The sequence below is a fragment of the Streptomyces bullii genome, assembly GCF_042657145.1.
GTDB classification, from domain to species: Bacteria; Actinomycetota; Actinomycetes; order Streptomycetales; family Streptomycetaceae; genus Streptomyces; species Streptomyces bullii.
In genome coordinates this window covers 428708-451818 of record NZ_JBHSNY010000003.1, presented here as the reverse complement: position 1 = coordinate 451818, position 23111 = coordinate 428708, and the positions used below count along the sequence as shown (strand labels likewise).

Annotated in this window: 25 protein-coding genes; 13 read left to right on the top strand and 12 right to left on the bottom strand. The window is 73.0% G+C overall.

Going from position 1 to position 23111, the window contains the following annotated elements; all coding sequences use genetic code 11:
• Positions 1–10: 10 nt before the first annotated feature.
• Positions 11–1984, bottom strand: coding sequence for an Ig-like domain repeat protein (locus tag ACFPZJ_RS10005; protein ID WP_381019675.1), 1974 nt, complete (start codon positions 1982–1984; stop codon positions 11–13).
• Between the two features lie 608 nt (positions 1985–2592).
• On the opposite strand from ACFPZJ_RS10005, the gene ACFPZJ_RS10000 reads away from it, so the two are divergent.
• Positions 2593–3630, top strand: a complete 1038-nt coding sequence (locus ACFPZJ_RS10000; RefSeq protein WP_381019673.1) for a LacI family DNA-binding transcriptional regulator — start codon at positions 2593–2595, stop codon at positions 3628–3630.
• A 248-nt stretch (positions 3631–3878) separates the two neighbouring features.
• A complete protein-coding gene (locus ACFPZJ_RS09995; protein WP_381019671.1) occupies positions 3879–4382 on the top strand; it encodes an SPW repeat protein in 504 nt (167 codons plus the stop codon).
• A gap of 7 nt (positions 4383–4389) precedes the next feature.
• On the opposite strand, the gene ACFPZJ_RS09990 is transcribed toward ACFPZJ_RS09995, so the two are convergent.
• The 5 genes from ACFPZJ_RS09990 to ACFPZJ_RS09970 form a co-directional block, all read right to left on the bottom strand.
• Positions 4390–4845: a hypothetical protein gene (locus ACFPZJ_RS09990; RefSeq protein WP_381019669.1), complete on the bottom strand. Its 456-nt coding sequence runs from the start codon at positions 4843–4845 to the stop codon at positions 4390–4392.
• On the bottom strand, positions 4842–6554 hold the full coding sequence (ctaD, locus tag ACFPZJ_RS09985) for an aa3-type cytochrome oxidase subunit I (protein ID WP_381019667.1): 1713 nt from the start codon (positions 6552–6554) through the stop codon (positions 4842–4844). The genes ACFPZJ_RS09990 and ctaD overlap by 4 nt, the downstream gene beginning before the upstream one ends.
• 421 nt (positions 6555–6975) lie before the next feature.
• Positions 6976–7368, bottom strand: coding sequence for a hypothetical protein (locus ACFPZJ_RS09980; protein ID WP_381019665.1), 393 nt, complete (start codon positions 7366–7368; stop codon positions 6976–6978).
• Complete coding sequence (locus ACFPZJ_RS09975) at positions 7365–8114, bottom strand: hypothetical protein (protein ID WP_381019663.1); 750 nt, start codon at positions 8112–8114, stop codon at positions 7365–7367. Before ACFPZJ_RS09975 ends, ACFPZJ_RS09980 begins: the two co-directional genes overlap by 4 nt.
• On the bottom strand, positions 8062–8787 hold the full coding sequence (locus ACFPZJ_RS09970; protein ID WP_381019661.1) for a YqjF family protein: 726 nt from the start codon (positions 8785–8787) through the stop codon (positions 8062–8064). Before ACFPZJ_RS09970 ends, ACFPZJ_RS09975 begins: the two co-directional genes overlap by 53 nt.
• A 68-nt stretch (positions 8788–8855) precedes the next feature.
• Here ACFPZJ_RS09970 and ACFPZJ_RS09965 point away from each other — a divergent pair, with 68 nt between their 5' ends.
• From ACFPZJ_RS09965 to ACFPZJ_RS09940, 6 genes are all read left to right on the top strand, one after another.
• Complete coding sequence (locus tag ACFPZJ_RS09965; protein ID WP_381019659.1) at positions 8856–9257, top strand: MerR family transcriptional regulator; 402 nt, start codon at positions 8856–8858, stop codon at positions 9255–9257.
• 283 nt (positions 9258–9540) lie between these two features.
• The gene (locus tag ACFPZJ_RS09960) at positions 9541–9744 is read left to right on the top strand and encodes a cold-shock protein (protein WP_007383480.1); all 204 of its coding nucleotides are present in this window, start codon (positions 9541–9543) and stop codon (positions 9742–9744) included.
• 210 nt (positions 9745–9954) lie between these two features.
• A complete protein-coding gene (locus ACFPZJ_RS09955) occupies positions 9955–11412 on the top strand; it encodes a DEAD/DEAH box helicase (protein WP_381019657.1) in 1458 nt (485 codons plus the stop codon).
• 138 nt (positions 11413–11550) lie between these two features.
• Positions 11551–11886 (top strand): CBS domain-containing protein, encoded by a 336-nt coding sequence (locus ACFPZJ_RS09950; RefSeq protein WP_381020166.1) that lies wholly within the window; start codon positions 11551–11553, stop codon positions 11884–11886.
• Between the two features lie 57 nt (positions 11887–11943).
• Positions 11944–12240, top strand: coding sequence for an SCO5918 family protein (locus ACFPZJ_RS09945; RefSeq protein ID WP_381019655.1), 297 nt, complete (start codon positions 11944–11946; stop codon positions 12238–12240).
• 11 nt (positions 12241–12251) lie between these two features.
• A complete protein-coding gene (locus tag ACFPZJ_RS09940; RefSeq protein ID WP_381019653.1) occupies positions 12252–12629 on the top strand; it encodes a hypothetical protein in 378 nt (125 codons plus the stop codon).
• Here ACFPZJ_RS09940 and ACFPZJ_RS09935 read toward each other — a convergent pair.
• The 3 genes from ACFPZJ_RS09935 to ACFPZJ_RS09925 form a co-directional block, all read right to left on the bottom strand.
• Complete coding sequence (locus tag ACFPZJ_RS09935; protein WP_381019651.1) at positions 12586–12942, bottom strand: hypothetical protein; 357 nt, start codon at positions 12940–12942, stop codon at positions 12586–12588. The two genes, ACFPZJ_RS09940 and ACFPZJ_RS09935, sit on opposite strands and share 44 nt — an antisense overlap.
• Before the next feature lie 83 nt (positions 12943–13025).
• A complete protein-coding gene (locus tag ACFPZJ_RS09930; protein ID WP_381019649.1) occupies positions 13026–14048 on the bottom strand; it encodes a hemolysin family protein in 1023 nt (340 codons plus the stop codon).
• Complete coding sequence (locus ACFPZJ_RS09925; RefSeq protein WP_381019647.1) at positions 14045–15385, bottom strand: hemolysin family protein; 1341 nt, start codon at positions 15383–15385, stop codon at positions 14045–14047. Before ACFPZJ_RS09925 ends, ACFPZJ_RS09930 begins: the two co-directional genes overlap by 4 nt.
• A gap of 280 nt (positions 15386–15665) precedes the next feature.
• On the opposite strand from ACFPZJ_RS09925, the gene ACFPZJ_RS09920 reads away from it, so the two are divergent.
• Together ACFPZJ_RS09920 and ACFPZJ_RS09915 are read left to right on the top strand one after the other, a co-directional pair.
• Entirely contained in the window at positions 15666–16535 is an 870-nt protein-coding gene (locus ACFPZJ_RS09920; protein WP_381019645.1) for a sporulation protein, read from the top strand.
• Between the two features lie 94 nt (positions 16536–16629).
• Positions 16630–17142, top strand: a complete 513-nt coding sequence (locus tag ACFPZJ_RS09915) for a DUF4396 domain-containing protein (protein WP_381020164.1) — start codon at positions 16630–16632, stop codon at positions 17140–17142.
• Between the two features lie 120 nt (positions 17143–17262).
• Here ACFPZJ_RS09915 and ACFPZJ_RS09910 read toward each other — a convergent pair whose 3' ends face one another.
• Positions 17263–17844, bottom strand: coding sequence for a TetR/AcrR family transcriptional regulator (locus tag ACFPZJ_RS09910; protein ID WP_381019643.1), 582 nt, complete (start codon positions 17842–17844; stop codon positions 17263–17265).
• Positions 17845–17963: 119 nt separating this feature from the next.
• Here ACFPZJ_RS09910 and ACFPZJ_RS09905 point away from each other — a divergent pair, with 119 nt between their 5' ends.
• The 3 genes from ACFPZJ_RS09905 to ACFPZJ_RS09895 all read left to right on the top strand — a co-directional run bounded on the left by ACFPZJ_RS09905 (position 17964) and on the right by ACFPZJ_RS09895 (position 21428).
• Positions 17964–18590 carry a DUF2218 domain-containing protein gene (locus ACFPZJ_RS09905; protein ID WP_381019641.1) on the top strand — a complete coding sequence of 209 codons (627 nt, stop codon included), beginning with the start codon at positions 17964–17966 and terminating at the stop codon, positions 18588–18590.
• A 162-nt stretch (positions 18591–18752) separates the two neighbouring features.
• Positions 18753–20249 (top strand): FG-GAP and VCBS repeat-containing protein, encoded by a 1497-nt coding sequence (locus tag ACFPZJ_RS09900; RefSeq protein ID WP_381019639.1) that lies wholly within the window; start codon positions 18753–18755, stop codon positions 20247–20249.
• Positions 20250–20513: 264 nt separating this feature from the next.
• Positions 20514–21428 (top strand): SCO2400 family protein, encoded by a 915-nt coding sequence (locus ACFPZJ_RS09895; protein WP_381019638.1) that lies wholly within the window; start codon positions 20514–20516, stop codon positions 21426–21428.
• 45 nt (positions 21429–21473) lie between these two features.
• Here ACFPZJ_RS09895 and ACFPZJ_RS09890 read toward each other — a convergent pair whose 3' ends face one another.
• Both ACFPZJ_RS09890 and ACFPZJ_RS09885 read right to left on the bottom strand, forming a co-directional pair.
• Positions 21474–22082: a hypothetical protein gene (locus tag ACFPZJ_RS09890; RefSeq protein ID WP_381019637.1), complete on the bottom strand. Its 609-nt coding sequence runs from the start codon at positions 22080–22082 to the stop codon at positions 21474–21476.
• Positions 22083–22100: 18 nt separating this feature from the next.
• The gene (locus tag ACFPZJ_RS09885) at positions 22101–23099 is read right to left on the bottom strand and encodes an inorganic phosphate transporter (protein WP_381019635.1); all 999 of its coding nucleotides are present in this window, start codon (positions 23097–23099) and stop codon (positions 22101–22103) included.
• Positions 23100–23111 lie beyond the last annotated feature (12 nt).

The following is a 23111-nucleotide window of genomic DNA, read 5'->3' as shown; positions in this document are numbered from 1 at the left end:
CGGGTACGGCTCAGCTGGTGAAGGTCATGTACTTCCAGGACCCGTGGGTCGTGGAGTTGACCGAGTCGCCCGAGGAGCCGTTGATGTAGGAGGAACGCATGCGGGCGCGGATGCCGGACTCGCCCGGCGCGTCCAGGCTCACGACCGACTTGCCGTTGGTGGCCAGGGCGAAGTACTCGGTGCCGGAGTCGTACCAGGCGCCCTGGTGGTAGACCTGGAGCTGGAACCGCTGCTTGCGGCCCTCGTAGTAGTTCATGGTCGTGGTGAACACCGGGTCGGTGCTCTTGCGGAAGTAGTAGTACGTGGTGTTGCCGATCTTGCCGGTCTTGTAGTGCTTGGCGACGGTCGTGGAGATTTTCGCCTTCGCGTACGCGGTGGACTTCACGGTCTTGGGCGCGTAGCGGGCGTCGCCGGCGAAGACGGCCGTGACGGTGGTGTCACGGGTCATGTCGACGGTCGCCGAGAGGTTGCCGCTGGAGTTGACCTTGGCCGTCTTCAGCAGCTTCTTCGGCTTGTCGGAGCCGAAGGGGTCCGCGTAGATCGACACGGTGCGGTTCTTGTACGTGGTGCCGAGGTGCGCCGTGAACGTGACGTCCTTGCCGTACGCGTACAGCTTGCCGTTGTTGTTCACGGTCAGGGTGGTCGCCTTGCGGGAGACCTCGACCGCGTCGGAGCCGGAGGCGGCGGCGTGCGTGGCGTCGCCCGCGAAGGAGACCTTGTACGTGACCTTGCCGCCGGCGGGCGGGGTGTCGGTGAAGGAGAAGGTGCCGTCGGCCTTCGTCGTGACGGCGGGCAGCGCCTTGCCGTTCGGGGAGTCGAGGTCCGTACGGGTCACCTGCAGGGCGGTGCCCGCGGGAATCCGCGTCCTGGAGGTCAGCTTGCCGGTGACGGTGAGCTTCTTGGCCCGTTCCGCCTTCGCGGGTGCGGACACCGTGAGGGTGGGCAGCTCCTTGGTGGGGTCGGTCAGGGCGCGCAGGGTGTACGTGCCGTGGCTGTTCACGGAGACGGCGAAGACCCGGCTCGCGTCCGGCGCCCACGCCAGCGCTCCGTCCACCAGGGTGTCGCCGCCGCTGCTGTCGCCGGTGTTGGGGAACTCGTACTCCCGCACGGGCCGCGGGTCACCGGGCCGGTGGATGTGGACGTCGGGGTCGTACCAGGAGAAGCTGCCGCCCGCGATGCTGCCGTCGGGCCCGACGGCCACGGCGTTCGGGTAGGCGGCGATCGGGTAACTCGCCACCTCGGTCAGGTCGGTGGTGGAGTAGGCGGGCAGGCCGTAGCCGGAGCCGGAGCCGTCCCAGGAGGTGATGACCTGCGTGCCGTCGGGCGTCAGGTCCAGCTGCTTGACCGCGGTGTCCATGCTGCCCTTGACGCGCGGCACGGCCCCGTCGGCGGTGACGTCGTACACGGCGAGCGTGCCGGCCGCCCCGGCCACCAGGACGCCCGGCACGGCCGGGTCGGCGGCGAGGTGCAGCGGGCCGGTCCAGAAGCCGGCGCCGGCCTCCTGGTCGAGCCGTACGACGGGCTCGGCGCCGGACAGGTCGAGCGATCCGAGGTCCGAGCCGTAGCCGAACCAGATGCGGCCGTCCACGACCTCCAGGTCGGCCGGGGCGTCCGCGCCCGCCAGCGCGTAGTCGGCCGTCCGCGTGTACGTCCGCGTCTCCACCGAGACGATCCGGTCGCTGTCCTTGACGGCCGCGTACACCTGAGCGGAGTCGGCGGACAGCGCCAGGCCGGTGACACCGGGCAGTCCGGTGACCGTCGCCTGCACGGCGCCGGAGTAGTCGGTCACGACGATCTTGCCGCTGGCCGGGTCGGAGACGTAGACACGCCGGTGGGCGCCGTCCACGACGAGGTCGCCGACCGACTTCACCGGAAGGATCTTCGCGGAGTCGGCCGCTGCCTGCCCCGCCGAACCCACGGCGAGAGCCGCGGAGCTGAAGACGACCGCGAGCGTCGTCGCTGCCGAGATGCTGCGCCTGCGCACAGTGATGTGAACCCCCACAGAGAAAGCCCGGTGGTCGCCGGGCGGACAGGAAAGAGGCCGCGCGTCCCCCCTGACACCGACGAACGGGTGTGCGGACGCTGCCTGAGGGAGCAGCGTATGGCATGGAAGTGACAAGCGAGACGGCAATATCCCGCCGGGGCGGGCCTGTTGGCGGCTTGTCGGGGCCCCGGGGGGAGCGGTCGGCAGGAGTACGTGACGGGGCCGGCCCGGGGTCGAAACCTCGGGACTCGGGTCCGGCCCACGGATACCTGTCGCCCCGCGTGAAGAACGCCAGGTCGTCGAGCCGGTCGGCGCACCTCACCCAGGGGCTTCAGTGGCGAACCGGGCCCGTTCCAGCACGGCCGCCGGCACCTTTAGCGGTCCGCGCGGTCCTGGTGGGTGGTGCCGTTGGCACGACCTCCGAGCCGGAACCGGCTGCGGGGGGACCGCCCGACACCTGCCGCCGTCCCTCCGGGTGGCCAGGCGGTGATGGCGTTCGATCACCCGATCAGTCCCCTCTGCTACGCTCTGCAACGCTGCAAAAGCGTTCGCATCAGCAGTTGCCGCCGCGCTGCAAGAGGCAGGCACCCCGAGCACCAGGTGGAAACATGGCAAAGGGCGTCACGCTCCGCGACGTCGCGGCGCTCGCCGGCGTCTCCAGCCGGACCGTGTCCAACGTGGTCAACGGCTACGCGCCGGTCTCCGAGGCCACCCGGGCCCGGGTGCAGCGGGCCGTCGACGAACTCGGCTACCGGCCCAACGTGCTGGCCCGCAACCTCGCCGCCGGGCGCTCGGGCCAGATCGCGGTCGTCGTGCCGTACCTGGACACGCCCTACTTCGCCGAGCTGCTGCAGGGCATCATCCGCGCGGCCCGGGTGCAGGGGTACAACGTCCTGATCGACCAGACGGACGGCGACGCGGAGCACGAGAGGCTGTTCCTCAGCCGCGGTTCCCAGTCCCTGCTGTTCGACGGCGTCATCTTCAGCCCGCTGGGCCTGGCCCAGTCCGACCTGTCCGAGCGCGACGCGAGCCTGCCGCTCGTCGTGCTCGGCGAGCGGGTCAGCGACGGCACTTTCGACCACGTCGGCATCGACGACGTCACCGCCTCCCGGGAGGCCACCGAGCACCTCCTCGACCTCGGCCGACGCCGCGTCGCCGCGATCGGCGACCAGCCCTACCGCACCGGTGAGGCCGCCCAACTGCGCACCCGGGGTTACCGGTCGGCCCACGAGCGGGCCGGCGTACCCGTCCGCGAGGAGCTCATCATCTCCACGCCGCGCTTCAACCGCGCCGACGGCGCCCGCGCCATGACCCACCTGCTCGACCTCGAAGAACCCCCCGACGCGGTCTTCTGCTACAGCGACCTGGTCGCCCTCGGCGCCCTGCACACGCTGGCCGAACGCGGGCTGCGCGTCCCGGAGGACGTCGCCGTCGTCGGCTACGACGACATCGAGGACGCCCGGTACTCCAACCCGCCCGTCACCACGATCTCCCCGGACAAGCAACTGATCGCCGAAACAGCGGTGGACCGCCTGCTCAAGCGCATCACGGCATCGACGCCGGTACCCGGCATGGAGATCCGCGCCCCCCACCGCCTCATCCCCCGGGCCAGCACCCTGGGTCGACAGACGTCTGTGCCGGACTGACGTCCCGGAGAGCACCGCGCCCGCACCCGCCTCGCGGCCTCGGCGCCCGCGCCGCTTGCGGACTCCAGGACCTCGCACGTCGGCCCCTGGCGTCCGCCCCTGTGACCAGGACATGCGAGTCCGCTCGGCCGCTGAGCCGCCCCTCGCGCGGCGAGCGTGCCACAGCTCGGGGAAACGAGTGGTACGGCCGTGTCGTGGGGGTACCCGGTGTGCGCACTCGGGGACCTTTCACCTCGGAGGTGACAGGAATGACAACCTCTCCCCACTCGTCCATGGAAACCCACCCGGACATCCTCGACATGCGCGCCCGGCACGAGATGGCCGAACGCGCGGCGACCACGCCCCAGGCGCAGGCCGTGGAGACCCTGGCCTTCCTCACGGGTCTCTACCTGGCGGCATCGCCGTGGATCGCGGGGTTCAACAACCTCACGACGCTGGCGATCACCAACCTGGTCGTCGGCATCGCCTACGCCCTGCTGATGAGCGGTGGGTTCGGCCGTGCCTACGAACGCACCCACAGCATGGCGTGGGCGGCCTGCGCCCTGGGTGCGTGGACGATCGTCTCGCCCTGGGTCGTCTCGGGTGACGTCAGCACCACGAGGAGCGTCGTCAACAACGTCATCGTCGGTGCCCTCGCCCTGCTGCTGGGCCTGGTGGCCAGCGCCGCCGCCCGCCGGACCGACACGGGCCGGTCCAGGGGCCGTACCCCGGGCGGGACCCCTGGTGGGACGCGAGGCATGCCGACTCCCTGATGGGTGCTCAGCGGCCGAGCAGACACAGCAGGGTGCTCATGCCGCCGGCGCAGGCCAGTACGGCGCAGGCTCCGGCGGCATGACGTCTGAGCAGATCACGCCGCAGGGCGGCGTAACGGCTCTCGTACTCCTGGCGGAGCTCGTCGGCACGCCGGACCGTGTCGAGCAGCATCCGGCGGGTGAGTTCCCGGCGCCGGTCGACGTAGTGCCGGGTGAGGTCCTCGGCCTGGGCGGTGGTCAGCCAGGGCAGCAGGACGCAGAGGTCCTCGGCCTCACGGAGCGCGCGATCGTGGTGGAGGCGGGCGAGCAGGTACCCCTCGGCCTCGGCGGCCAGAGCGCTCTCGCGGTCGCCGTGCGGCCCGTCTGCGTGCCGACCGCCGTCACCCAGTCCCTCACCGCCGCGCGGTCCCCCGCCGCGCAGCCCCTCACCGTCGTACGGTCCGCCCCGCGCCCCCGCCCTCACGGCCGCTCGGACTCGTGGCCGCGGGCGTCGAGGATGTCGCGTTTGCCGGTGTTCTCCTTCTCGTCGAGTTCGGCCACGTCCGGGTGGTGGAGGTCGAAGGCGGGCGACTCGGAGCGGATCTTGGGCAGCGTCAGGAAGTTGTGGCGGGGCGGCGGGCAGGACGTGGCCCACTCCAGGGAACGGCCATATCCCCAGGGGTCGTCGACCTCGACGCGCTTGCCCTGCTGGGAGGTCTTCCACACGTTGTAGAGGAAGGGCAGCGTGGACAGGCCGAGGAGGAACGCGCCGATGCTGGAGACGGTGTTCAGCCAGGTGAAGCCGTCCGCGGCGAGATAGTCGGCGTAACGGCGGGGCATGCCCTCGGCGCCCAGCCAGTGCTGCACCAGGAACGTGGTGTGGAAGCCGATGAACAGCGTCCAGAAGTGGATCTTCTCCAGGCGTTCGTCGAGCATCGTGCCGGTCATCTTCGGCCACCAGAAGCTGAAGCCGCCGAACATCGCGAACACGATCGTGCCGAAGAGCACGTAGTGGAAGTGGGCGACGACGAAGTACGTGTCGGTGACGTGCCAGTCCAGCGGCGGGGAGCCGAGGATGACACCGGTCAGCCCGCCGAAGAGGAACGTCACCAGGAAGCCGGTCGCCCACAGCATCGGCGGCTCGAACGACAGCGACCCCCTCCACATGGTGCCGATCCAGTTGAAGAACTTCACGCCCGTCGGCACGGCGATCAGATACGTCAGGAAGGAGAAGAACGGCAGCAGTACGGCACCGGTGGCGAACATGTGGTGCGCCCACACGGTCGCGGACAGTCCGGCGATGGCGATGGTGGCGCCGACCAGCCCGGTGTAACCGAAGATCGGCTTGCGGGCGAAGACCGGGATGATCTCGCTGATCACGCCGAAGAACGGCAGCGCGAGGATGTAGACCTCGGGGTGGCCGAAGAACCAGAACAGGTGCTGCCAGAGGATCGCCCCGCCGTTCTCGGCGTTGAACACCTGCGCGCCGAAGCGACGGTCGGCCTCCAGCACCAGCAGCGCGGCGGCCAGCACCGGGAACGCCAGCAGCACCAGCACCGAGGTGAGCAGCACGTTCCAGGTGAAGATCGGCATGCGGAAGATCGTCATGCCGGGGGCGCGCATGCAGATGATGGTGGTGATGAAGTTGACGGCGCCGAGGATGGTGCCGAACCCGGACAGCGCCAGCCCCATGATCCACAGGTCGCCGCCGACGTAACCGCTGCGGATGGGCCCGCTGAGCGGGGTGTAGGCGGTCCACCCGAAGTCGGCCGCGCCCTGCGGGGTGAGGAAGCTGCCGAGCACGATCAGGCCGCCGAAGGCGAACAGCCAGTACGACAGCATGTTCAGCCGGGGGAAGGCGACGTCCGGGGAGCCGATCTGCAACGGCATGACTGCGTTGGCGAACCCGGCGAACGTCGGCGTCGCGAAGAGCAGCAGCATGATCGTGCCGTGCATGGTGAACGCCTGGTTGTACTGCTCGTTGGAGAGCATCTGCAGGCCCGGCCGGGACAGTTCGGCGCGGATCGCCATCGCCAGCGCCCCGCCGATCAGGAAGTACACGAACGACGTGATCAGGTACAGGTGCCCGATCTTCTTGTGGTCCGTCGTGGTCAGCCAGGAGACGATCACCTGCCCCCTGCCGCGGCGCTCCGCCGCCGGTACCGGGGCAACCGGTTCGGTATGTGTCGCCATCAGGTCCCTCAATCGGCAGCGATCGGTGCGTGGCCGGCCGGCGGTGCGGGGAGGAGCAGAGCGCGACCAGCCCCGAGGAAGGTAGTCCTGATGGCCCGTGCCACCGCCTCAGCGAGGGCGTTCCTTGGTCCGGACGGCTGACTGATCCATCCGTCCGGGTGAGGAGCCGACACGGGCTCAGACACGGGACGGGGTCGGACACGGGGGCCGGTTCAGGCACGGGACGGCACCAGGTGCGGAGGCCGGTTCAGGCACGCCACGGGCTCTGGGACGGAGGCCGGTTCAGACGCGGGACGGGCTCAGGTGCGGAGGCGGCACAGCACGGGCTCATGCGCGGGGGCCGGTTCAGGCGCGGGGGCCGGACACGGGGGCCGGTTCAGACACGGGACGGGCCCAGGTGCGGAGGCGGCACGGCACGGGCTCAGGCGCGGGACGGGTCGCGCCCGTCGGCGGACGCGCGGAGCCAGGCGGCGATCCATCCGGTCTGCATCGCGGCGTCCAGGAGGTACGTCGGCCGGATCCGCCGCCGGGGCACGTAGGCCAGATCGACGGCCAGCAGGGTCAGGGCCGTGCCCAGTCCGATGCGGCGGGCCTCGGCCGGGCCCTGCGGACCCGGGGCCGCCGCGAGCTGGGCGAGACCGGCGGAGAGCAGCAGCCCGCCCGTCGTCCTCTGCAGCCAGACGTCGCGCTTGGGTCCGAAGACCCACTCGAAGCTGCGCAGATGCAGCAACGGCCACAGCCCGCCCAGGACGTTGAACAGACCCTGCCCCACCGCGACCGCGTCCGCCCGACCGGGAACTCTCTCCGTACTCATGCGCCACCCCTTCGGGTCCCGCCGGTTCCCTGAGAGCCAACCGGGTACCCGGGCGGCCCGGCGGGAAACCAGGAACAGCGGCCGCTCTGCTCCACCGTCGTGGTGACCCGTACGACGGCGGGCCGGCGGGGCACCGACCCGAACCCGAAGCGCACCGCGGGCTCGACGGGCGCCAGGGCACCGAGGTCGTGGCCCTCCAGGACCGCCGACAGGGCGCCGACCGGCCGCAGATCCCGTACGCCGTACCACTCGTGACGGCCCGCGCGGGCGCTGCCGCGGGTCCGTACGCCGGCCGGCAGCAGGCGGGCCGGCCGGTCCGTCAGCGCCGCCCACGCCGGACGGCCGGCGAGGACACCGGGCACGGCCCGCAGCAGCAGCCCCAGGGGCCCCCGCCGCCCGACGGTGAAACGCAGGGCGAGCGGCCCCGCGGTGACCGTCCAGGTGTCGTCCGCGACGCGCACGGCGACCGGCACGACCCGCACGGTGTCGAAGACGTACGTGCCGCTCACGAAGTCCGCCGTGCGGCGGGAGGGGGCCAGCAGCAGCCGTTCGCCGTCGGCCCGTTCGAGCATCACGTCGCTGAACGGCCCGAACGGCGACCGCGGCCAGTGCCCCAGCACGACGCGCGTGCCGGAGGAGGTGCCCAGGCCCGCGATCCAGCCGTCGAAGCGCAGCCGCGGGGTCCGCCGCGGGTCAGCGAGGACCCGGCCTCGGCGCACAGGGTGTGGACGCCCCGAGCCGCACATGCCGGACTCCTTCCGAGAAGTGCACCAGAGGTTCGCAGGCGGGCGCGGGAAGGCCCGCAGCGGTGGTCAGCGTCTCCTCCAGCACGTCGACGGCGGCCTGTGCCAGCGGCCACGGCTCGTGCTCCACCGGCGTCTCCCAGAGCAGACCGAGCCGGCGGGTGTACGCGCGCCAGCGCGAGGTGAGCCACACGTCCCGCTCCGCGGGGGCGATCGGGGCACCGGGGCGGACGACCAGCCGGTAGGAGGCACCGCCGCCCCACCTCGAACCGGTGTAGGACACGGCGTCCCCGTCCACGGAGACCCGCAGGGTGCCCGGGTGGTACGGGGCCCCGACGGCGCGGGCCGCCAGCATCAGCGGACAGGCCACCTCCAGGGACAGGAACCACAGCCCGTCCCGGCCGTCGCGGTGGCGGACGTAGGTGCGCAGGTTGGTCTCCGCGAAGGACGGCAGGCCGGGCACCGCGGCGGGCACGGCACCCGGCCGCACCTCGGCCATGACGAAGGGGGTCAGCCCCACCCACGCCGCTCCGTCGTACACGTCGACGGCCAGCTCCTCGGGCAGCAGCGCCTGGACCCGCTCCGGCGGGAACGGCCAGTGGACGAACGTCTGCCGCAGCCAGCCGGCCCGCAGCGCGGGAAGCCGCACCCGCTGTACCGCCCCGTACGCGACCACGTACGGCGAGTCCCCCGCCCTGACCGGCGGAAACGCACGGGTCGCCGGGAGGGGACCAAGATGGTGCCATGCCTGCTGACAACTCCGCCGCCGGCCCCCTCGACGATGACGACTACCCCGCCTACACCATGGGGCGAGCCGCCGACCTCCTCGGCATCACCCCCGCGTTCCTGCGGGCCGTCGGCGAGGCCGGGCTGGTCACCCCGCTCCGCTCGGACGGCGGCCACCGCCGGTACTCCCGCCACCAGTTGCGGCGGGCCGCCCGGGCCCGTGAGCTCGTCGACCAGGGCACTCCCATGGAGGCGGCCTGCCGCATCATCGTCCTGGAGGACCAACTGGAGGCGGCCCGCCGGGTGAACGAGGAGCTGCGCCGCGAGCGGGACGGCTCCGGCACGGGCGACGACGCGGACGACGACACGGGCGGTGGCACGCACGACGGCGCGGGCGGCGGCACGCACGACGGCTCCTGATATCTGCCACGGCCGGTGCAGACATTCCGGCCGGGCCCCGGCAGGTTTTTCCGTTCGGCGGACGAAAATACGGAAAAAGATGGGCGCCGAATCAGGGCCTGTGCTACCGTGATAACAGTTGCAGTTTTGGTTACCAGAGACTTCGAGCGCTCTTCCGACCTTCCGTCGACGGGCGCTCTTCTTGTTTTCGGAGCGTTCCGGAGATGTCCGGAGGGGTGATCATCGCGGCGACTCCGGGTCCGCAAGGTGCGGACTCCGGGCATTGCCCCAAAGGAGATTCAGTATGGCATCTGGCACCGTGAAGTGGTTCAACGCGGAAAAGGGCTTCGGCTTCATCGAGCAGGATGGCGGCGGCGCCGACGTGTTCGCCCACTACTCGAACATCGCCACGTCCGGCTTCCGTGAGCTTCAGGAAGGCCAGAAGGTTACCTTCGACGTCACGCAGGGCCAGAAGGGCCCGCAGGCCGAGAACATCGTTCCCGCCTGACGCGCCGCGTCCTACGCGACCGGGGCCCGCACACTTTGGGGTGCGGGCCCCGCTCCATTGCGCTTTTCTCGCAATCTCCCCGGCGAACCAGCCGGCCCTCCGGCCCGGCTTCCTTCTGCCTTCGCCCCGGCTCATTTCTTGCGAATCCCGGTACGCTGCTCACCGCCTGCGGGAATTCCTCGACACGTGCCGCATCGAGGAAGGTTCCGTATGAACCCAGCCCGCACGAACACCCGCTCGTCCCGCACCCGCCGACAGGAGCCGAGCCGCCGCGGCGCCCCCTCCCGTTCGGCCAGGACCGGACGGAGCACCCACCAGAGCCGCCCCGCCGCCCGCAGCCAGGAGTTCGCGCTTCCGGCCACCGTCACCCCGGCGCTGCCGGCCGTCGAGGCGTTCGCCGACCTCGACCTGCCCGAGCGCCTGCTGACCGCCCTGCGCGCCGAGGGCGTGACGGTGCCGTTCCCCATCCAGGGCGCCACGCTGCCGAACTCGCTGGCCGGCCGCGACGTGCTGGGCCGCGGACGCACCGGGTCGGGCAAGACGCTCGCCTTCGGTCTCGCCCTGCTGGCCCGTACCGCCGGACAGCGGGCCGAGCCGCGGCGGCCGCTGGCCCTCGTCCTCGTGCCCACCCGGGAACTGGCCCAGCAGGTCACCGACGCGCTCACGCCGTACGCCCGCGCGCTGCGGCTGCGGCTGACCACCGTGGTCGGCGGAGTGTCGATCGGCCGTCAGGCCAGCGCGCTGCGGAGCGGGGCCGAGGTCGTCGTCGCGACACCCGGCCGGCTCAAGGACCTCATCGACCGGGGCGACTGCGCCCTGGACAAGGTCGCCGTCACCGTCCTGGACGAGGCCGACCAGATGGCCGACATGGGCTTCATGCCGCAGGTGACCGCCCTGCTCGACCAGGTACGCCCCGACGGACAGCGGATGCTGTTCTCGGCCACCCTGGACCGCGACATCGACCGCCTCGTACGGCGCTACCTGAACGACCCCGTGGTCCACTCGGTCGACCCGTCCGCCGGGGCCGTCAGCACGATGGAGCACCACGTGCTGCACATCGACGACGCCGACAAGCAGGCCGCCACCACGGAGATCGCCGCCCGCGACGGACGCGTGATCATGTTCCTGGACACCAAGCACGCGGCGGACCGGCTGGCCAAGCGGCTGCGGGACGTCGGCGTGCGCGCCTCCGCCCTGCACGGCGGCAAGTCCCAGCCGCAGCGCACCCGGACCCTCACCCAGTTCAAGGACGGTGACGTCACGGTCCTGGTCGCCACCAACGTCGCCGCCCGCGGCATCCACGTGGAGGGCCTCGACCTCGTCGTCAACGTGGACCCGCCCGGCGACCACAAGGACTACCTGCACCGTGGCGGCCGTACCGCGCGTGCCGGCGAGTCCGGCACCGTCGTCACCCTGGTCCTGCCCCACCAGCGGCGCGCGATGGACCGCCTGATGTCCGACGCGGGCGTCACCGCGCGGACCACCCGGGTCCGCTCGGGCGAGGCCGAACTGAACCGCATCACCGGCGCCCAGGCCCCCTCCGGGGTGCCCGTCACGCTCGCCGCCCCGGTCGCCGACCGGCCCGAGCGGAGCCGGTCCTCGCGCCGCGGCCGGAGCGGGCGGTCCTCCGCCCGGACCCGACGCTCCGCCCGCAGCACCGACTCCTAGCCAGCGGCCCGGACGCGCACACGGTCGTCCGGCCCACCCGTCGAGAAGGATCCGCCCCATCGAAGAGGAGAAGCCTTGACGCCCTCACAGACACGGCACCGTCCGGCACACGGCACCGACCTGACGGCCCGTGACGCCATGGACGCCCCCGGACCGCAGGTCGACGACCACATGGCGGTCGACGTCGCGCTGTCCGTGCTCATCGGCGCCCGCGTCACCCACCTGCTCCTCAGGGACGACGACGGCCGGTGCACCGGCCTGGTCACCCGGGCCCAGCTCGACGCCCACCGCGGCGGCTCGTGGTACAGCGACCGGACAAGGCTGCGGGACATCCCGCTCGACCGGGGGCCGTTCACCGCGTCCGCCGCGGTCCTCGGCGACGCGGAGGCCGCCATGCGGACGCGGACACTGGACGTGTCCCCCGTGGTCGACGAGCACGGCTACACCCTGGGCGTCCTCGCTCTCACCCCCTGACCCTCCCGCCGAGGGCGGCCCCGCCCGGTGTTCCCCCGACAACCCTGTGAGGCATCCATGCGCTGTGTCATCGCCCGTTTCCCGTTCGACCTCCTCAAAAGCGAGGTGGAGCAGTCGATGAAGGGCATCAAGGCCGAACCCGTCACGGGAGTCTCCGTGACCATCGGCCGCCGCACCTACCCCGTCAAGCAGGTCGGTGAAGTGATCACCGGGCAGGACCGCCGGGACTTCACCGTCGGCGAGGTGCGCCGGGCGCTGACCCGGCTCGGTTTCGTCTGCCACGACGCCCCCGCGGCCGCACCGGCGAACGCATCCGCTGACCTCTTCCCCTGGGAGCCGCCCCGGCTGGGCTAGGCTCCTCGCCCATGGCGCACCCAGATGAACTGCTCGTCGACCTCGCCGCGTTGGTGGAGTCGGAGCACAGCAGTCGGATGTCCCTGACCGTGGTGGTCCCCGGCGCGGTCATCACGGGACGGCTGGCCCCCGAGGCCCTGTGGAAGGAGCGCGTGGCGGAGGTGCTGCGGGACTCCGAGCACCTCGGCCGCTTCGCCGAGGTGTTCACCACGCCCGCCGCGGCCGGCGAGCCGCCCCGGCCCGACGGCCGCCCCACGCACCTGCACTTCCATCTCGCCCGGATCCTCCAGGGCAGCTTCGGCATTCCCGACACCGGCGGCATGTACCGCGTCGCGCTGGCGGACGTCAGCGCATGGACCATCGGGGACATCGGCTACTCGGACCAGTGAGCCGGATCAGGGCGCGGGGGACCGGCCCGGAGGAGGCCGATCTGGTGGGCGATGACACGAGGAAGCCGTCGGCACCGGCGCGCAGCGCCCGGGCGACGTAGTCCTCCGTGTCGTCGTGCGCCCGCCGGCCGTCCGCGCTCCCCGGAACGCCGTGGGGCCCCCGGGGCTCACGCCGCTGGATCACGTACGGGCTCACGCCGCGCACCGAACCCGCCCGGGTCCTGGCCGCCGCCGCGCCCTCCAGGGCCACCACGGCACCGAGCGCCGCGGCGGCGCCGCTCACGAGGACGGGCGCCACGCGCCGGGCGAGCATGTGCTGCTCCTGACGACGGGGCCGCTGTGTGCCCGCCACAGGCTGCCTAGGCAGCCGCGCCCGGAGCGGCACCGGCCCGGCGGTCAGGACGCCGCCGGGGCGTGGCCGACCAGTTCGGACAGCACGTCCTCCATCGTCACGAAGCCGATCACCGTGCCGCCGCCGCCGAGGACGGCGGCGAGATGGCTGCCGTCGGCGCGCAGCGCGGTGAGGGTGTCGTCCAGCGGGGTGTCGATCCGGACCCGGGTGACGCGGTGCAGGGCCGTGCGCGGGAACGGCTTGTCGCGGTCGGTGACGCCGAGGGTGTCCTTGATGTGCAGATAGCCGAGGAGCGCGCCCTCGGGGCCGGTGACGGGGAAGCGGGAGTAGCCCGCCTCGGCCGCCAGCCGCTCCAGCCGGGCGGGGGTGACGGTGTGGTCGGCGGTGCGCATCCGCCGCGCGGGGACGAGGATCTCGCCGACCGGTCGGGTGCCCAGCTCCAGCGCGTCGCGCAGCCGTTCGCCGTCGGCGGGCGTGAGCAGCCCGGCCTCGCTCGAGTCGACGACCATGCGGGCCAGCTGGTCGTCGGTGAACACCGACCCGACCTCGTCCTTCGGTTCCACCCGCAGCAGTTTCAGCAGGGCGTTGGCGAAGGCGTTGACGCCGAAGACGACCGGCCGCAGCGCGCGGGTGACGGCCACCAGGGGCGGGCCGAGCAGCAGGGCGCTGGGCACGGGCGCGGCGAGCGCGAGGTTCTTCGGGACCATCTCGCCGAACAGCATGTGCAGGTAGGTCGCCACGGCCAGGGCGATGACGAACGCGACGGGGTGCACCAGCCCGTCCGGGACGCGCACCGCCGCGAAGGCGGGCTCCAGCAGGTGCGCGACGGCCGGTTCGGCGACCGCGCCGAGCACCAGCGAGGAGACGGTGATGCCGAGTTGGGCGGTGGCCATCATCGCGGAGAGGTGCTCCAGGCCCCACAGCGTCATCCGCGCCCGCCGGTCGCCCTCCCGGGCCCGGGGTTCGATCTGGGCGCGGCGTACGGAGATCAGGGCGAACTCGGCGCCGACGAAGAACGCGTTGGTCAGCAGGGTGAGGGCGCCGATGGCCAGTTGCAGGGCGGTCATCGGGCGTCCTCCGGGAGGTCGGCGGGGCGGACGACGGCCGGCGGGGCCACGATCCGTATGCGGTCGGCACGGTGGTGGTCGACCTCCAGGACCTCCAGCCGCCAGCCGTCGAGGTCGACGGTGTCGCCCTTGGCGGGGATACGGGCGAGGCGGGTGGCGACCAGTCCGGCCACGGTCTCGTACGGCCCCTCGGGCGCGGTCAGTCCCGTCTCGGCCAGCCGGTCGATGCGGACGCTGCCGTCCGCCTCCCACACCGCCCGCCCGTCCCCGATGCGGGGCGCGGGCAGCAGGTCGGGTGTCTCGACGGGGTCGTGCTCGTCGCGGACCTCGCCGACGACCTCCTCGACGATGTCCTCCACGGTGGCCACACCGGCCGTGCCGCCGTACTCGTCGATGACGACGGCCATGGTGCGGCTCGCGCGCAGCCGCTCCAGCAGGCGGTCGGCGGGCAGGCTGTCGGGGACCAGCAGCGGTGCGGTGGTCAGCTCCGTGACGGGGGTCGTGGCCCGCCGGTCCGGGTGGAGGGCGAGGACGTCGCGGATGTGCACGCTGCCGACCACCTCGTCGAGGGTGTCGCGGTAGACCGGGAAGCGGGACAGGCCGGTGGCGTGGCTGAGGTTGGCCGCGTCGGCGGCCGTGGCGCGCGCTTCCAGCGCCTTGACGTCCACGCGCGGCGTCATCACGTTCTGCGCCGTCAGCTCGCCCAGGTGCAGGGTGCGGACGAACAGTTCGGCGGAGTCCGCCTCCAGGGCGCCCTCGGCGGCCGAGTGCCGGGCGAGCGCGACCAGTTCCTCGGGGGTGCGGGCGGAGGCCAGCTCCTCGGCGGGTTCCAGGCCGAAGCGGCGTACGCAACGGTTCGCGGTGCCGTTCAAGTGGCGGATGAACGGGCCGAACGCGGCGGTGAAACCGCGCTGGGGGCCCGCCACCACCCTGGCGACGGCCAGCGGCCGGGAGATCGCCCAGTTCTTCGGGACCAGTTCGCCGACGACCATCAGCACGACGGTGGACACCACCACGCCCAGCACGGTCGCCACCGACGGGGCGGCACCGCCCAGACCGGCCGCGCGCAGCGGGCCGCGCAGCAGCGCCGCGAGGGACGGCTCGGCGAGCATGCCGATCAGCAGGGAGGTGACGGTGATGCCCAGCTGGGCGCCGGACAGCTGGAGCGTCAGACGGCGTACGGCCTTCAGCGCGCCCTCGGCGCCGCGCTCGCGGGCCTCCACGGCGCGCTCCAGGTCGGCGCGTTCGACGGTGGTGAGGGAGAACTCGGCCGCGACGAACACCGCGCAGGCCAGTGTGAGGAGGAGGGCCGCCAGGAGCAGCAGGGCCTCGGTCACCGTGCCACCCCCACTCCCTCAGTCGCACAGGTCCGGTGGGGTACGGCACGGCCGGTACTGGGAGGCTCGCCCATGGCGGGACTCTCTCTCCTTCTCGTCAGGACGCGGGTGGACACGGGGCAGTCGGGGTGGACACGGGATCACCTGACTCCCCAACCACTGTAAAGGATTCGCAAAAAAGCCTCCCCGATCTTCCTCGCCGTCCCCGCCTCTATGCTTCGACCCGCTCGCAGCAGGCTCGCGGCAGAGCCGACCACGCACTGAAGGAGCGCGACCCACCATGGTGTTCACACGACTGCTCGGCTCGCTCGGCGTGGGCGGTCCCACGGTCGACACGGTTCTCGACCCGGGCCCGGTCCGGCCCGGCGGCGCGCTCACCGGACAGGTCCGCCTCAAGGGCGGCACAGCCGGCTGCGACGTGGAGCTGGTCGCGCTGGACCTGGTGGCACGGGTCGAGGCCGGGAGCGCGGAGGGCGGGGGCGAGGGCCTCGTCGCCTTCGACCGGTTCACCGTCGGCGGCGGCTTCCGGCTCGCCCAGGACGAGGGGCACGACGTGCCGTTCGGCGTGCGGCTGCCGTGGGAGACCCCGGTGACCGGGCTGCACGGCCGGGACCTCGGCGTCGTCCTGGGGGTGCGCACCGAGCTGGCGGTGTCCGGCGCGCGGGGCAAGGGCGAACCGGATCCGCTGACCGTCGGCCCGCTGCCCGCGCAGGAGGCGGTCCTCGGGGCCTTCGAGCAGCTCGGGTTCGGCTTCCGCTCGGCGGACCTTCAGCCGGACCGCATCGGCGGCACCGGCCAGCGGCTGCCCTTCCACCAGGAGATCGCGTTCAGCCCGCCGCCGGAGTACGCGCAGCAGATGAACGAGATCGAGGTGACGTTCCTGGCGCACGCCGGCGGCATGGAGGTCGTCCTGGAGGCCGACAAGCGGGGCGGCCCCCGTTCCGCCGGTCACGACGCGGTCACCCGCTTCGCCGTCTCCCACGACGGGGTCGGCCGACAGGACTGGAACGCGGTCGTCGAGGGCTGGGTCCGGCAGCTCGTCGCCCACCGGGCGGCGTACGGCGCGCACGCGGTGTACGGACACGGCGAGCACCACGGGTTCGGCGACGGCCACCGGGCGGTTCCCGGCACGGTCCCGGACGAAGTCTGAACACCGGGTGCGAAATACCCCCTGGGGGTATATGGTTCCTAGTGACCGTGGCACCCGGGAACGGGTCACCCTGACGGGAATGGGGATGAAGGTCATGGACCACAGCGCTCATCACACCGACACCACGCACCACCACGCCCCCGAGCACGGCGGCGGTCACGCCGCCCACCAAGGCGCGACCTGGGGCACCGCGGCCAAGGCGACGCTGCACTGCCTGGTCGGCTGCGCCATCGGCGAGATCCTCGGCATGGTCATCGGCACGGCGCTGCTGTGGGGCAACGTGCCGACCATGGCGCTGGCGATCAGCCTGGCGTTCCTGTTCGGCTACTCGTTCACCCTGTTCGCCGTGCGCCGGGCGGGCCTGGACCTGAAGTCGGCGATCAAGGTGGCGCTCGCCGCCGACACCGTGTCGATCGCGGTGATGGAACTCGTCGACAACCTGATCATCGCCCTCACCCCCGGCGCGATGGACGCCCACCTGACCGACGGACTGTTCTGGTCGGCCCTGCTGGGCGGCTTCGCCGTCGCCTTCGTGATCACCACGCCGGTCAACAAGTGGATGATCGGCCGCGGCAAGGGCCACGCCGTGGTGCACGCGTACCACTGAGCACGGCTCTGGCTCACCGCGCAAGGCTCCGCCCGGAGGCCCTGACGGCACAGGGCCTCCGGGCGCGTGCCTGCGAGTGGCACGGGCGAACGGCCGCCGGGCCCGCCGCGGGCAGCCGGGCTACGCCCGTCGCGCTGGACGCAGTCCGTCCACCGTGACGCGGACGAGCGTGCGCGCCGCGGCCTCCGACGGCAGGCCGCCCGCCGCGCCCAGGGCGTGCAGGCAGTACGCCGCGAGCTCCTCCGGCGCCATGTCGTCCCGCACCTCACCAGCGGCCACACCCTCGGCGAGCAGGTCGCCGAGGAACCGCAGGAGACGGCGTTCCGCGTGGGCCACGTGCGGTCCCCGGTGCAGTGCGGCGCCGCTCGCCGGGTCGTGGCCGTGGCGCCGGCGCTGGATGCCGGCGTAGGCGTCGAGGACGGCCGTCAGGCGGGTGCCGGGGCTGCCCGGCCCGTCACGGAGGGCGGCGAGTTCCTCCAGGTGCCCCGCGATCCGGCGTTCGTGCCAGGCCGCCAGGATCGACTCGACGTCGGAGAAGTACTTGTACAGCGTCGCCCGGCCGATCCCGGTCCCCTCGGCGATCCGTGACATCGTCACCCCGCGCAGTCCCTGCTCGGCCACCAGGGCCGCGGTGACCTTTAGAACCGCCTCCCGTACCGCGCGGCGGTGTTCCTCGATCGTCTCGTTCCACAGCTTGGGCACCTCCGCAGTGTACGAGGCGACACCTTCGATACAGCATGGCTTGACGCAGACACTATGTATCGATAACTCTGGCGATCGCCCGCCCCAGGGCACCCGCGCCACCGACCCGAGGACGGCCCATGCTCCTATCCGAAGCCCGTGTGGAGACCGACCGTCCCGGCCGGTACCTCGCCCAGCTGGGCAGGCACCTCAGCGCCAAGGGCCGTCACCTCGCCCACCGCGCCCACCACCCGACCGGGCCGCGTCCCGAGCAGATCCGCCTCGACTGGTCCACCACCCACGGCGTACTGACCCTCCCCTGGGGCCGGTGCACCCTGCACGCCGCACCGGACGCGCTGGTGCTGCGCGCCGAAGCCGAGGACGCACAGGGGATGCGCCGACTACAGGACCTCATGACCTCGCACCTCGAAAGGTTCGGCCGACGCGAGGGACTGCGCGTGCGGTGGCGGGACGGCGAGGCCGCACCGGACCCGGCGGCGCCCACCGCCCGGCGGACGCGGACGGCCGACACCGCCGGTACCCCCACGCCCCCGCCGTGGCGCAGGCAGCTGACCTGGGCGGGCGTCACGGCCCTGGTGCTCGTGGCCGTCGCCGTCCATCTGGGGTCGGCCGGTGCCGTGCTCTCCGGGCCGCGGTGGACGGCCTGGGCCGTCGGTGCCGTGCTGGCCGTCGCGGTCGTGAAGATCGCCGCCCTGACGTTCCTCGGCCGCCACGCACACCGCCGCGGCCGGCGCCGCACCGGGTAGCCGCACCCCGGTCCCGCGACCGGCAGGGGCGGGGACGGCCGCCCGGCCCCGCACAGGGCCGGCCCCACGATCTTTTGTCGGTTCACGTACAACCCTGGCCCCGCCTGGAGCGTCGTGTTGTCGGCCCCCCACGCCGTCCTCTCCTCCGAAACTGGAGTGATCTTGCGCGTACGCATCCTGGCCGTCGCCGTGGCCGTCGCCGCGGTGTCCGCCGGTCTGTCCCCGGCCCTCGTCCCCACGGCGAGTGCGGCCACCCCCACGTCCGACGACTTCAACGGCGACGGTGTCGCCGACCTCGTCGTGGCCACCCCCTCGGCCCCCGTCGGCAGCAGCGCCGGCGCCGGCTCGGTCACCGTCCTGTACGGCTCCGGCGACGGCGTGTCCCCCGCCCGCTCGGCCACCCTCACCCAGAACTCCTCCGGCGTCCCCGGCACCGCCGAGTACGGCGACCGGTTCGGCGGCGCCTACGCCACCGGCGACCTGGACGCCGACGGCTACACCGACCTCGTCGTCGGCTCCCCCGGCGAGCGGCCGGACTACAACAGTGGTTCCTCCGGCAGCCTCACCGTCCTGTGGGGCGGCGCGAACGGCCTGGTGAACGGGGGCATCCAGCTCGACAGCCCGCTGGCCACCAGCCCCTACGAGCAGGAGCGGGACTTCGCCAGGAAGATCGCCGTCGGCGACTTCGACGGCGACGGCACCGCGCAGCTCGCCGCGCTCAGCGAGGACAAGCTGTGGGTGTACGACGACCTGGCGGGCCGCACGGCACCCGACGGCCCGAAGTACTCCGAGTACTTCCGTTCGTTCATCGAGCCCCGCACCCTGACCGTGGGCGACTTCACCGGCTCGGGACGGACCCAGCTGGTCGTCACGGGCCCCCAGAACTGCGACGGCACCACGGACTGCCAGTACACCGGCGTCTACACCTGGGGCGCCGACCGGCTGGACAAGGTGTGGGTCGCGGACCCGGGCACCGGTGCCGCCGGCGAGAACGAGGCCCCCACGGTCGCGGCCGCCGCCGGGGACATCGACCACGACGGCTACACCGACCTGGTCACCGGCCACGTACCCGCCTCGGCGACCACCACGGGCGAGTACCCGGACGCCGCCGGCTCCGTCCACGTCCGCTACGGCAGCCCGGAGGGCCTCGGCGCCCACCGCACCGCCACACTCGACCAGAACACCTCCGGTGTGCCCGGCTCGAACGAGACCGGTGACAGCTTCGGCGCGTCCCTCGCGGTGGGCGACGTCACGGGCGACGGCCACGCGGACGTGGCGGTCGGCGTCCCCGGCGAGGCGGTCGGTGACGTGGCGCAGACCGGCGGGGTGGTCCTGCTCAAGGGCACGGCCACCGGCCTGACCGGGATTGGCGCCCAGGCGTTCTACCAGACGACCAGCGGCGTGCCCGGCGCCGCGGAGGCGCACGACTGGTTCGGCTCCGCCGTGCGGCTCGCCGACGTCACCGGCGACGGCCGCGCGGACCTGACGGCCGCGGCGAAGGGCGAGGACGTCTTCACCGGATCGACCCGCGACGGCGCCGACTGGGTGCTGCACGGCTCGGCGTCCGGACTGACGACGAGCGGCGCGCGCTCCTTCAGCGAACGGGCCTTCGGCTTCACGTATCCCGACGCCGAGTTCGGCTCCGTCCTCGGCGGCTGAACCCGGCTCACCGGGGCGCCCGTCCCGCCCGGCTCACCGGCCGGGCGGGACGGGCGAGAGCAGCAGACGGGTGCGCGACCGCGCAATGGGAAGGGACAGACGGTCGCAGGATGCCCGGACAATCTCCGCAGCAGCGTCACACATGACCCACACGGTCTTTCGAAAGCCTCGCTAGCGTGACTGGCCACTCGCTTCCCCATGCGCACACCCCTCCGGGTGTCCGGCCCGGTGGGCCGACGGCATGGCAACCCAGGAAGACCGCAGATGGACTACTGCTCCACGTGCCGCCGGCACCTGAACGGCGCTTTGGTGTGCCCCGGGTGCGGCGCCTACGCGCCGGACATCGCGCCGGACATCGCGCCGGGCTTCGTCGACGGCCACGCCGTCCCGGGCCCCGCCACCCCGACGCCACCGGAGGGCACGGCGGCGGGCACGGTGGCGAACGCCGCGCCGGCCTGGGAGGCCGCGGCCTCGCAGGCGTCGTACGGCACCGGAGCCGCCCCGCACACCGAGCCGTCCGGCGGCCCCGAGGACACGGCGGCCACCGTGGGCGCGCCGGGCGCGGCACCCGCGCCGCAGGGCCGGGCGGCGCGGCGCCGTCAGATGGCCCGTTGGAAGAAGAACCAGCGCCGGGCCGTGGTGGCGACGGCCGTCGCGCTCGTCGGAGGCGGCCTGACCGTCGCCTCGCTGGACCGTCCCACCGGGGACCGGGCGCAGGCCGCCACGGTCCCGGACACCAAGGGCATGGGCTCCGCGGAGGAACCGGCGGAGCAGTACACCCGACCGACACCGACCCGGCCCGCCCGCACCGCCACCCCCAGCCGCCCCGACCGCACCCGTACGGGCGACACCGCGCAGCGCGAGTCCGTGCCCGTCGGCACCCCCACCCCCACCACGCCGGCGAACACCCGGACGGACGCCGTCACCAGCCCGCAGCGGCCGGTGACCGAACCCCAGCAGCCGCGGACCACGCCCCCGGTCTCCGACGGCACGACCTCCGGCGGCACGACCTCCGGCAGCGGTGGCAGCGCGGACGGCGGCGACGCGGCGTCCCAGCCGACGAGCCCGCCCCCGGCGGCCGACGACGGTACGGCCCAGGAGCCGTCCCAGCCGAGCACCGCGCCCGCGACGACCACCCAGCCGGACAAGCTCTGCCTGCTCGTGGTCTGCCTCGGCTGACCGACCCCGACGGCCGATGCCCCGGGCCTCTCCGGACAGCCGGTCCTAGGGCCGGCGGACGGCCCCGCTCGGCGGCGCAACGGGGGCGGGAGCCCCGGCCGCCCTGGCACGGGCCTCGGTCACCGCGTCCCGCAGGAGCCGGGACAGCCGCCGGTCGGCGTCCGGCGCGGTGAGCAGGACGCGCAGGGCGTGTTCGAGGTGGTGATGGCCGGGGCCGTGCCACCACAGCAGGTCGGCGACGCGGGCCCGGGCCCCGGACGTACGGGCGCGGGCCAGGCGTGCGGCCCGGGCGTGGTCGGCCGCGCCGCGCCGCCGCAGCCTCCGGGAGGTGGGGCGTACCCGGCGGGCGGCGTCCACGACCGTGCCGACCAGCAGCGGGCCGTAGGCGCGGTCGGCGGGCCAGGCGTCGGCGAGGTCGGCGGCCAGCGGCCACAGGGCGTGGCGCGTGTCGTCGTCGACGGCGTCGTTGACCGCGCGGGCGAGCGCGGCGAGCACCGGGTGCGTGCCGGCCGGGCTGTCGGTGAAGCGGCCGGTGGCCAGCAGGGAGGCAGCCTCCATCAGGCAGGCGCCGTCCTCGGGGTGCAGATGGGCGAAGCGGCCGGGCGTGGGGAGGCCTTCGGGCGTCCCCGGTCGCGAGGTGGGCGGAACGGGCATGGTGGGCCTCCGGCTGGGTCACAGGCCGGTGAGGGCGTGCAGGATCAGGTAGAGGGCGGCGGCGGGCAGCCCCGCCCCGGGGAAGGTCAGGAACCACGCGGTGACGATGGAGCGGGCCACCTGCCAGCGCACGGCTGAGATGCGCCGGGTCGCGCCGGCGCCCAGGATGGCCGCGGTGATCGTCTGGGTGGTGGAGATCGGGGCCTTGACCACGAACGCGGTGGTGTAGAGGACGGCCGCGGCGGCGCTCTCGGCGGCGAAGCCGCGCGGCGGGTCGAGGTGGACGATGCGGCGGCCGAGGGTGGTGATGATGCGGCGCCCGCCGCTGTAGGTGCCGGCGGCCATCGCGGCGGCCACGGCGGCGACGACCCAGAGGGGTACGGAGAAGTCGTCCTGCCAGCCCGCCGTGACCAGCGCCAGCACGATGACGCCCATGGTCTTCTGCGCGTCCTGGAGCCCGTGGCCCAGGCCCATGGCGGCGGCGGAGACGGTCTGCGCCATGCGGAAGCCGTGGGTGGTGGGCCGGGGCGCGGCACGGCGGAACACCCACAGGATGATCGTGTGCAGGAGATAGCCGAGGGCCACGCCGACCAGCGGGGACAGCAGCATGGGCAGAACGACCTTGTCCAGGATGCCGGTCCAGTGGACGGTCGCCGACGCGGCGAGGGCGGCGCCGACCAGTCCGCCGATCAGGGCGTGCGAGGACGACGTCGGCAGTCCTTTCCACCAGGTGAAGACGTTCCAGCCGATCGCGCCGAGCAGCGCGCACATCACCAGCAGCAGACCGGACAGCTCCTCGGGCGCGCCGATGATGCCGCTGCCGACGGTCTTGGCGACCTCGGTGCCGAGGAAGGCGCCGACGAAGTTCATCACCGCCGCCATGGCCAGGGCGATGCGCGGGGTCAGGGCCCGGGTGGAGATGGAGGTGGCGATGGCGTTCGCGGCGTCGTGGAAGCCGTTGGTGAAGTCGAACACCAGCCCCACGACGATGATCAGCAGCACCAGAGTGAGCTCCATGGCCGGATCACC

Bases quoted from the DNA above. Each gene is read 5' to 3' on its own strand.
- ACFPZJ_RS10000 (WP_381019673.1), top strand. From the start codon at position 2,593: ATGGCAAAGGGCGTCACGCTCCGCGACGTCGCGGCGCTCGCCGGCGTC.
- ACFPZJ_RS09995 (WP_381019671.1), top strand. From the start codon at position 3,879: ATGACAACCTCTCCCCACTCGTCCATGGAAACCCACCCGGACATCCTC.
- ctaD (WP_381019667.1), bottom strand. From the start codon at position 6,554: ATGGCGACACATACCGAACCGGTTGCCCCGGTACCGGCGGCGGAGCGC.
- ACFPZJ_RS09980 (WP_381019665.1), bottom strand. From the start codon at position 7,368: ATGAGTACGGAGAGAGTTCCCGGTCGGGCGGACGCGGTCGCGGTGGGG.
- ACFPZJ_RS09975 (WP_381019663.1), bottom strand. From the start codon at position 8,114: ATGTGCGGCTCGGGGCGTCCACACCCTGTGCGCCGAGGCCGGGTCCTC.
- ACFPZJ_RS09965 (WP_381019659.1), top strand. From the start codon at position 8,856: ATGCCTGCTGACAACTCCGCCGCCGGCCCCCTCGACGATGACGACTAC.
- ACFPZJ_RS09960 (WP_007383480.1), top strand. From the start codon at position 9,541: ATGGCATCTGGCACCGTGAAGTGGTTCAACGCGGAAAAGGGCTTCGGC.
- ACFPZJ_RS09955 (WP_381019657.1), top strand. From the start codon at position 9,955: ATGAACCCAGCCCGCACGAACACCCGCTCGTCCCGCACCCGCCGACAG.
- ACFPZJ_RS09950 (WP_381020166.1), top strand. From the start codon at position 11,551: ATGGACGCCCCCGGACCGCAGGTCGACGACCACATGGCGGTCGACGTC.
- ACFPZJ_RS09945 (WP_381019655.1), top strand. From the start codon at position 11,944: ATGCGCTGTGTCATCGCCCGTTTCCCGTTCGACCTCCTCAAAAGCGAG.
- ACFPZJ_RS09940 (WP_381019653.1), top strand. From the start codon at position 12,252: ATGGCGCACCCAGATGAACTGCTCGTCGACCTCGCCGCGTTGGTGGAG.
- ACFPZJ_RS09935 (WP_381019651.1), bottom strand. From the start codon at position 12,942: ATGCTCGCCCGGCGCGTGGCGCCCGTCCTCGTGAGCGGCGCCGCCGCG.
- ACFPZJ_RS09930 (WP_381019649.1), bottom strand. From the start codon at position 14,048: ATGACCGCCCTGCAACTGGCCATCGGCGCCCTCACCCTGCTGACCAAC.
- ACFPZJ_RS09920 (WP_381019645.1), top strand. From the start codon at position 15,666: ATGGTGTTCACACGACTGCTCGGCTCGCTCGGCGTGGGCGGTCCCACG.
- ACFPZJ_RS09915 (WP_381020164.1), top strand. From the start codon at position 16,630: ATGGACCACAGCGCTCATCACACCGACACCACGCACCACCACGCCCCC.
- ACFPZJ_RS09905 (WP_381019641.1), top strand. From the start codon at position 17,964: ATGCTCCTATCCGAAGCCCGTGTGGAGACCGACCGTCCCGGCCGGTAC.
- ACFPZJ_RS09895 (WP_381019638.1), top strand. From the start codon at position 20,514: ATGGACTACTGCTCCACGTGCCGCCGGCACCTGAACGGCGCTTTGGTG.
- ACFPZJ_RS09890 (WP_381019637.1), bottom strand. From the start codon at position 22,082: ATGCCCGTTCCGCCCACCTCGCGACCGGGGACGCCCGAAGGCCTCCCC.
- ACFPZJ_RS09885 (WP_381019635.1), bottom strand. From the start codon at position 23,099: ATGGAGCTCACTCTGGTGCTGCTGATCATCGTCGTGGGGCTGGTGTTC.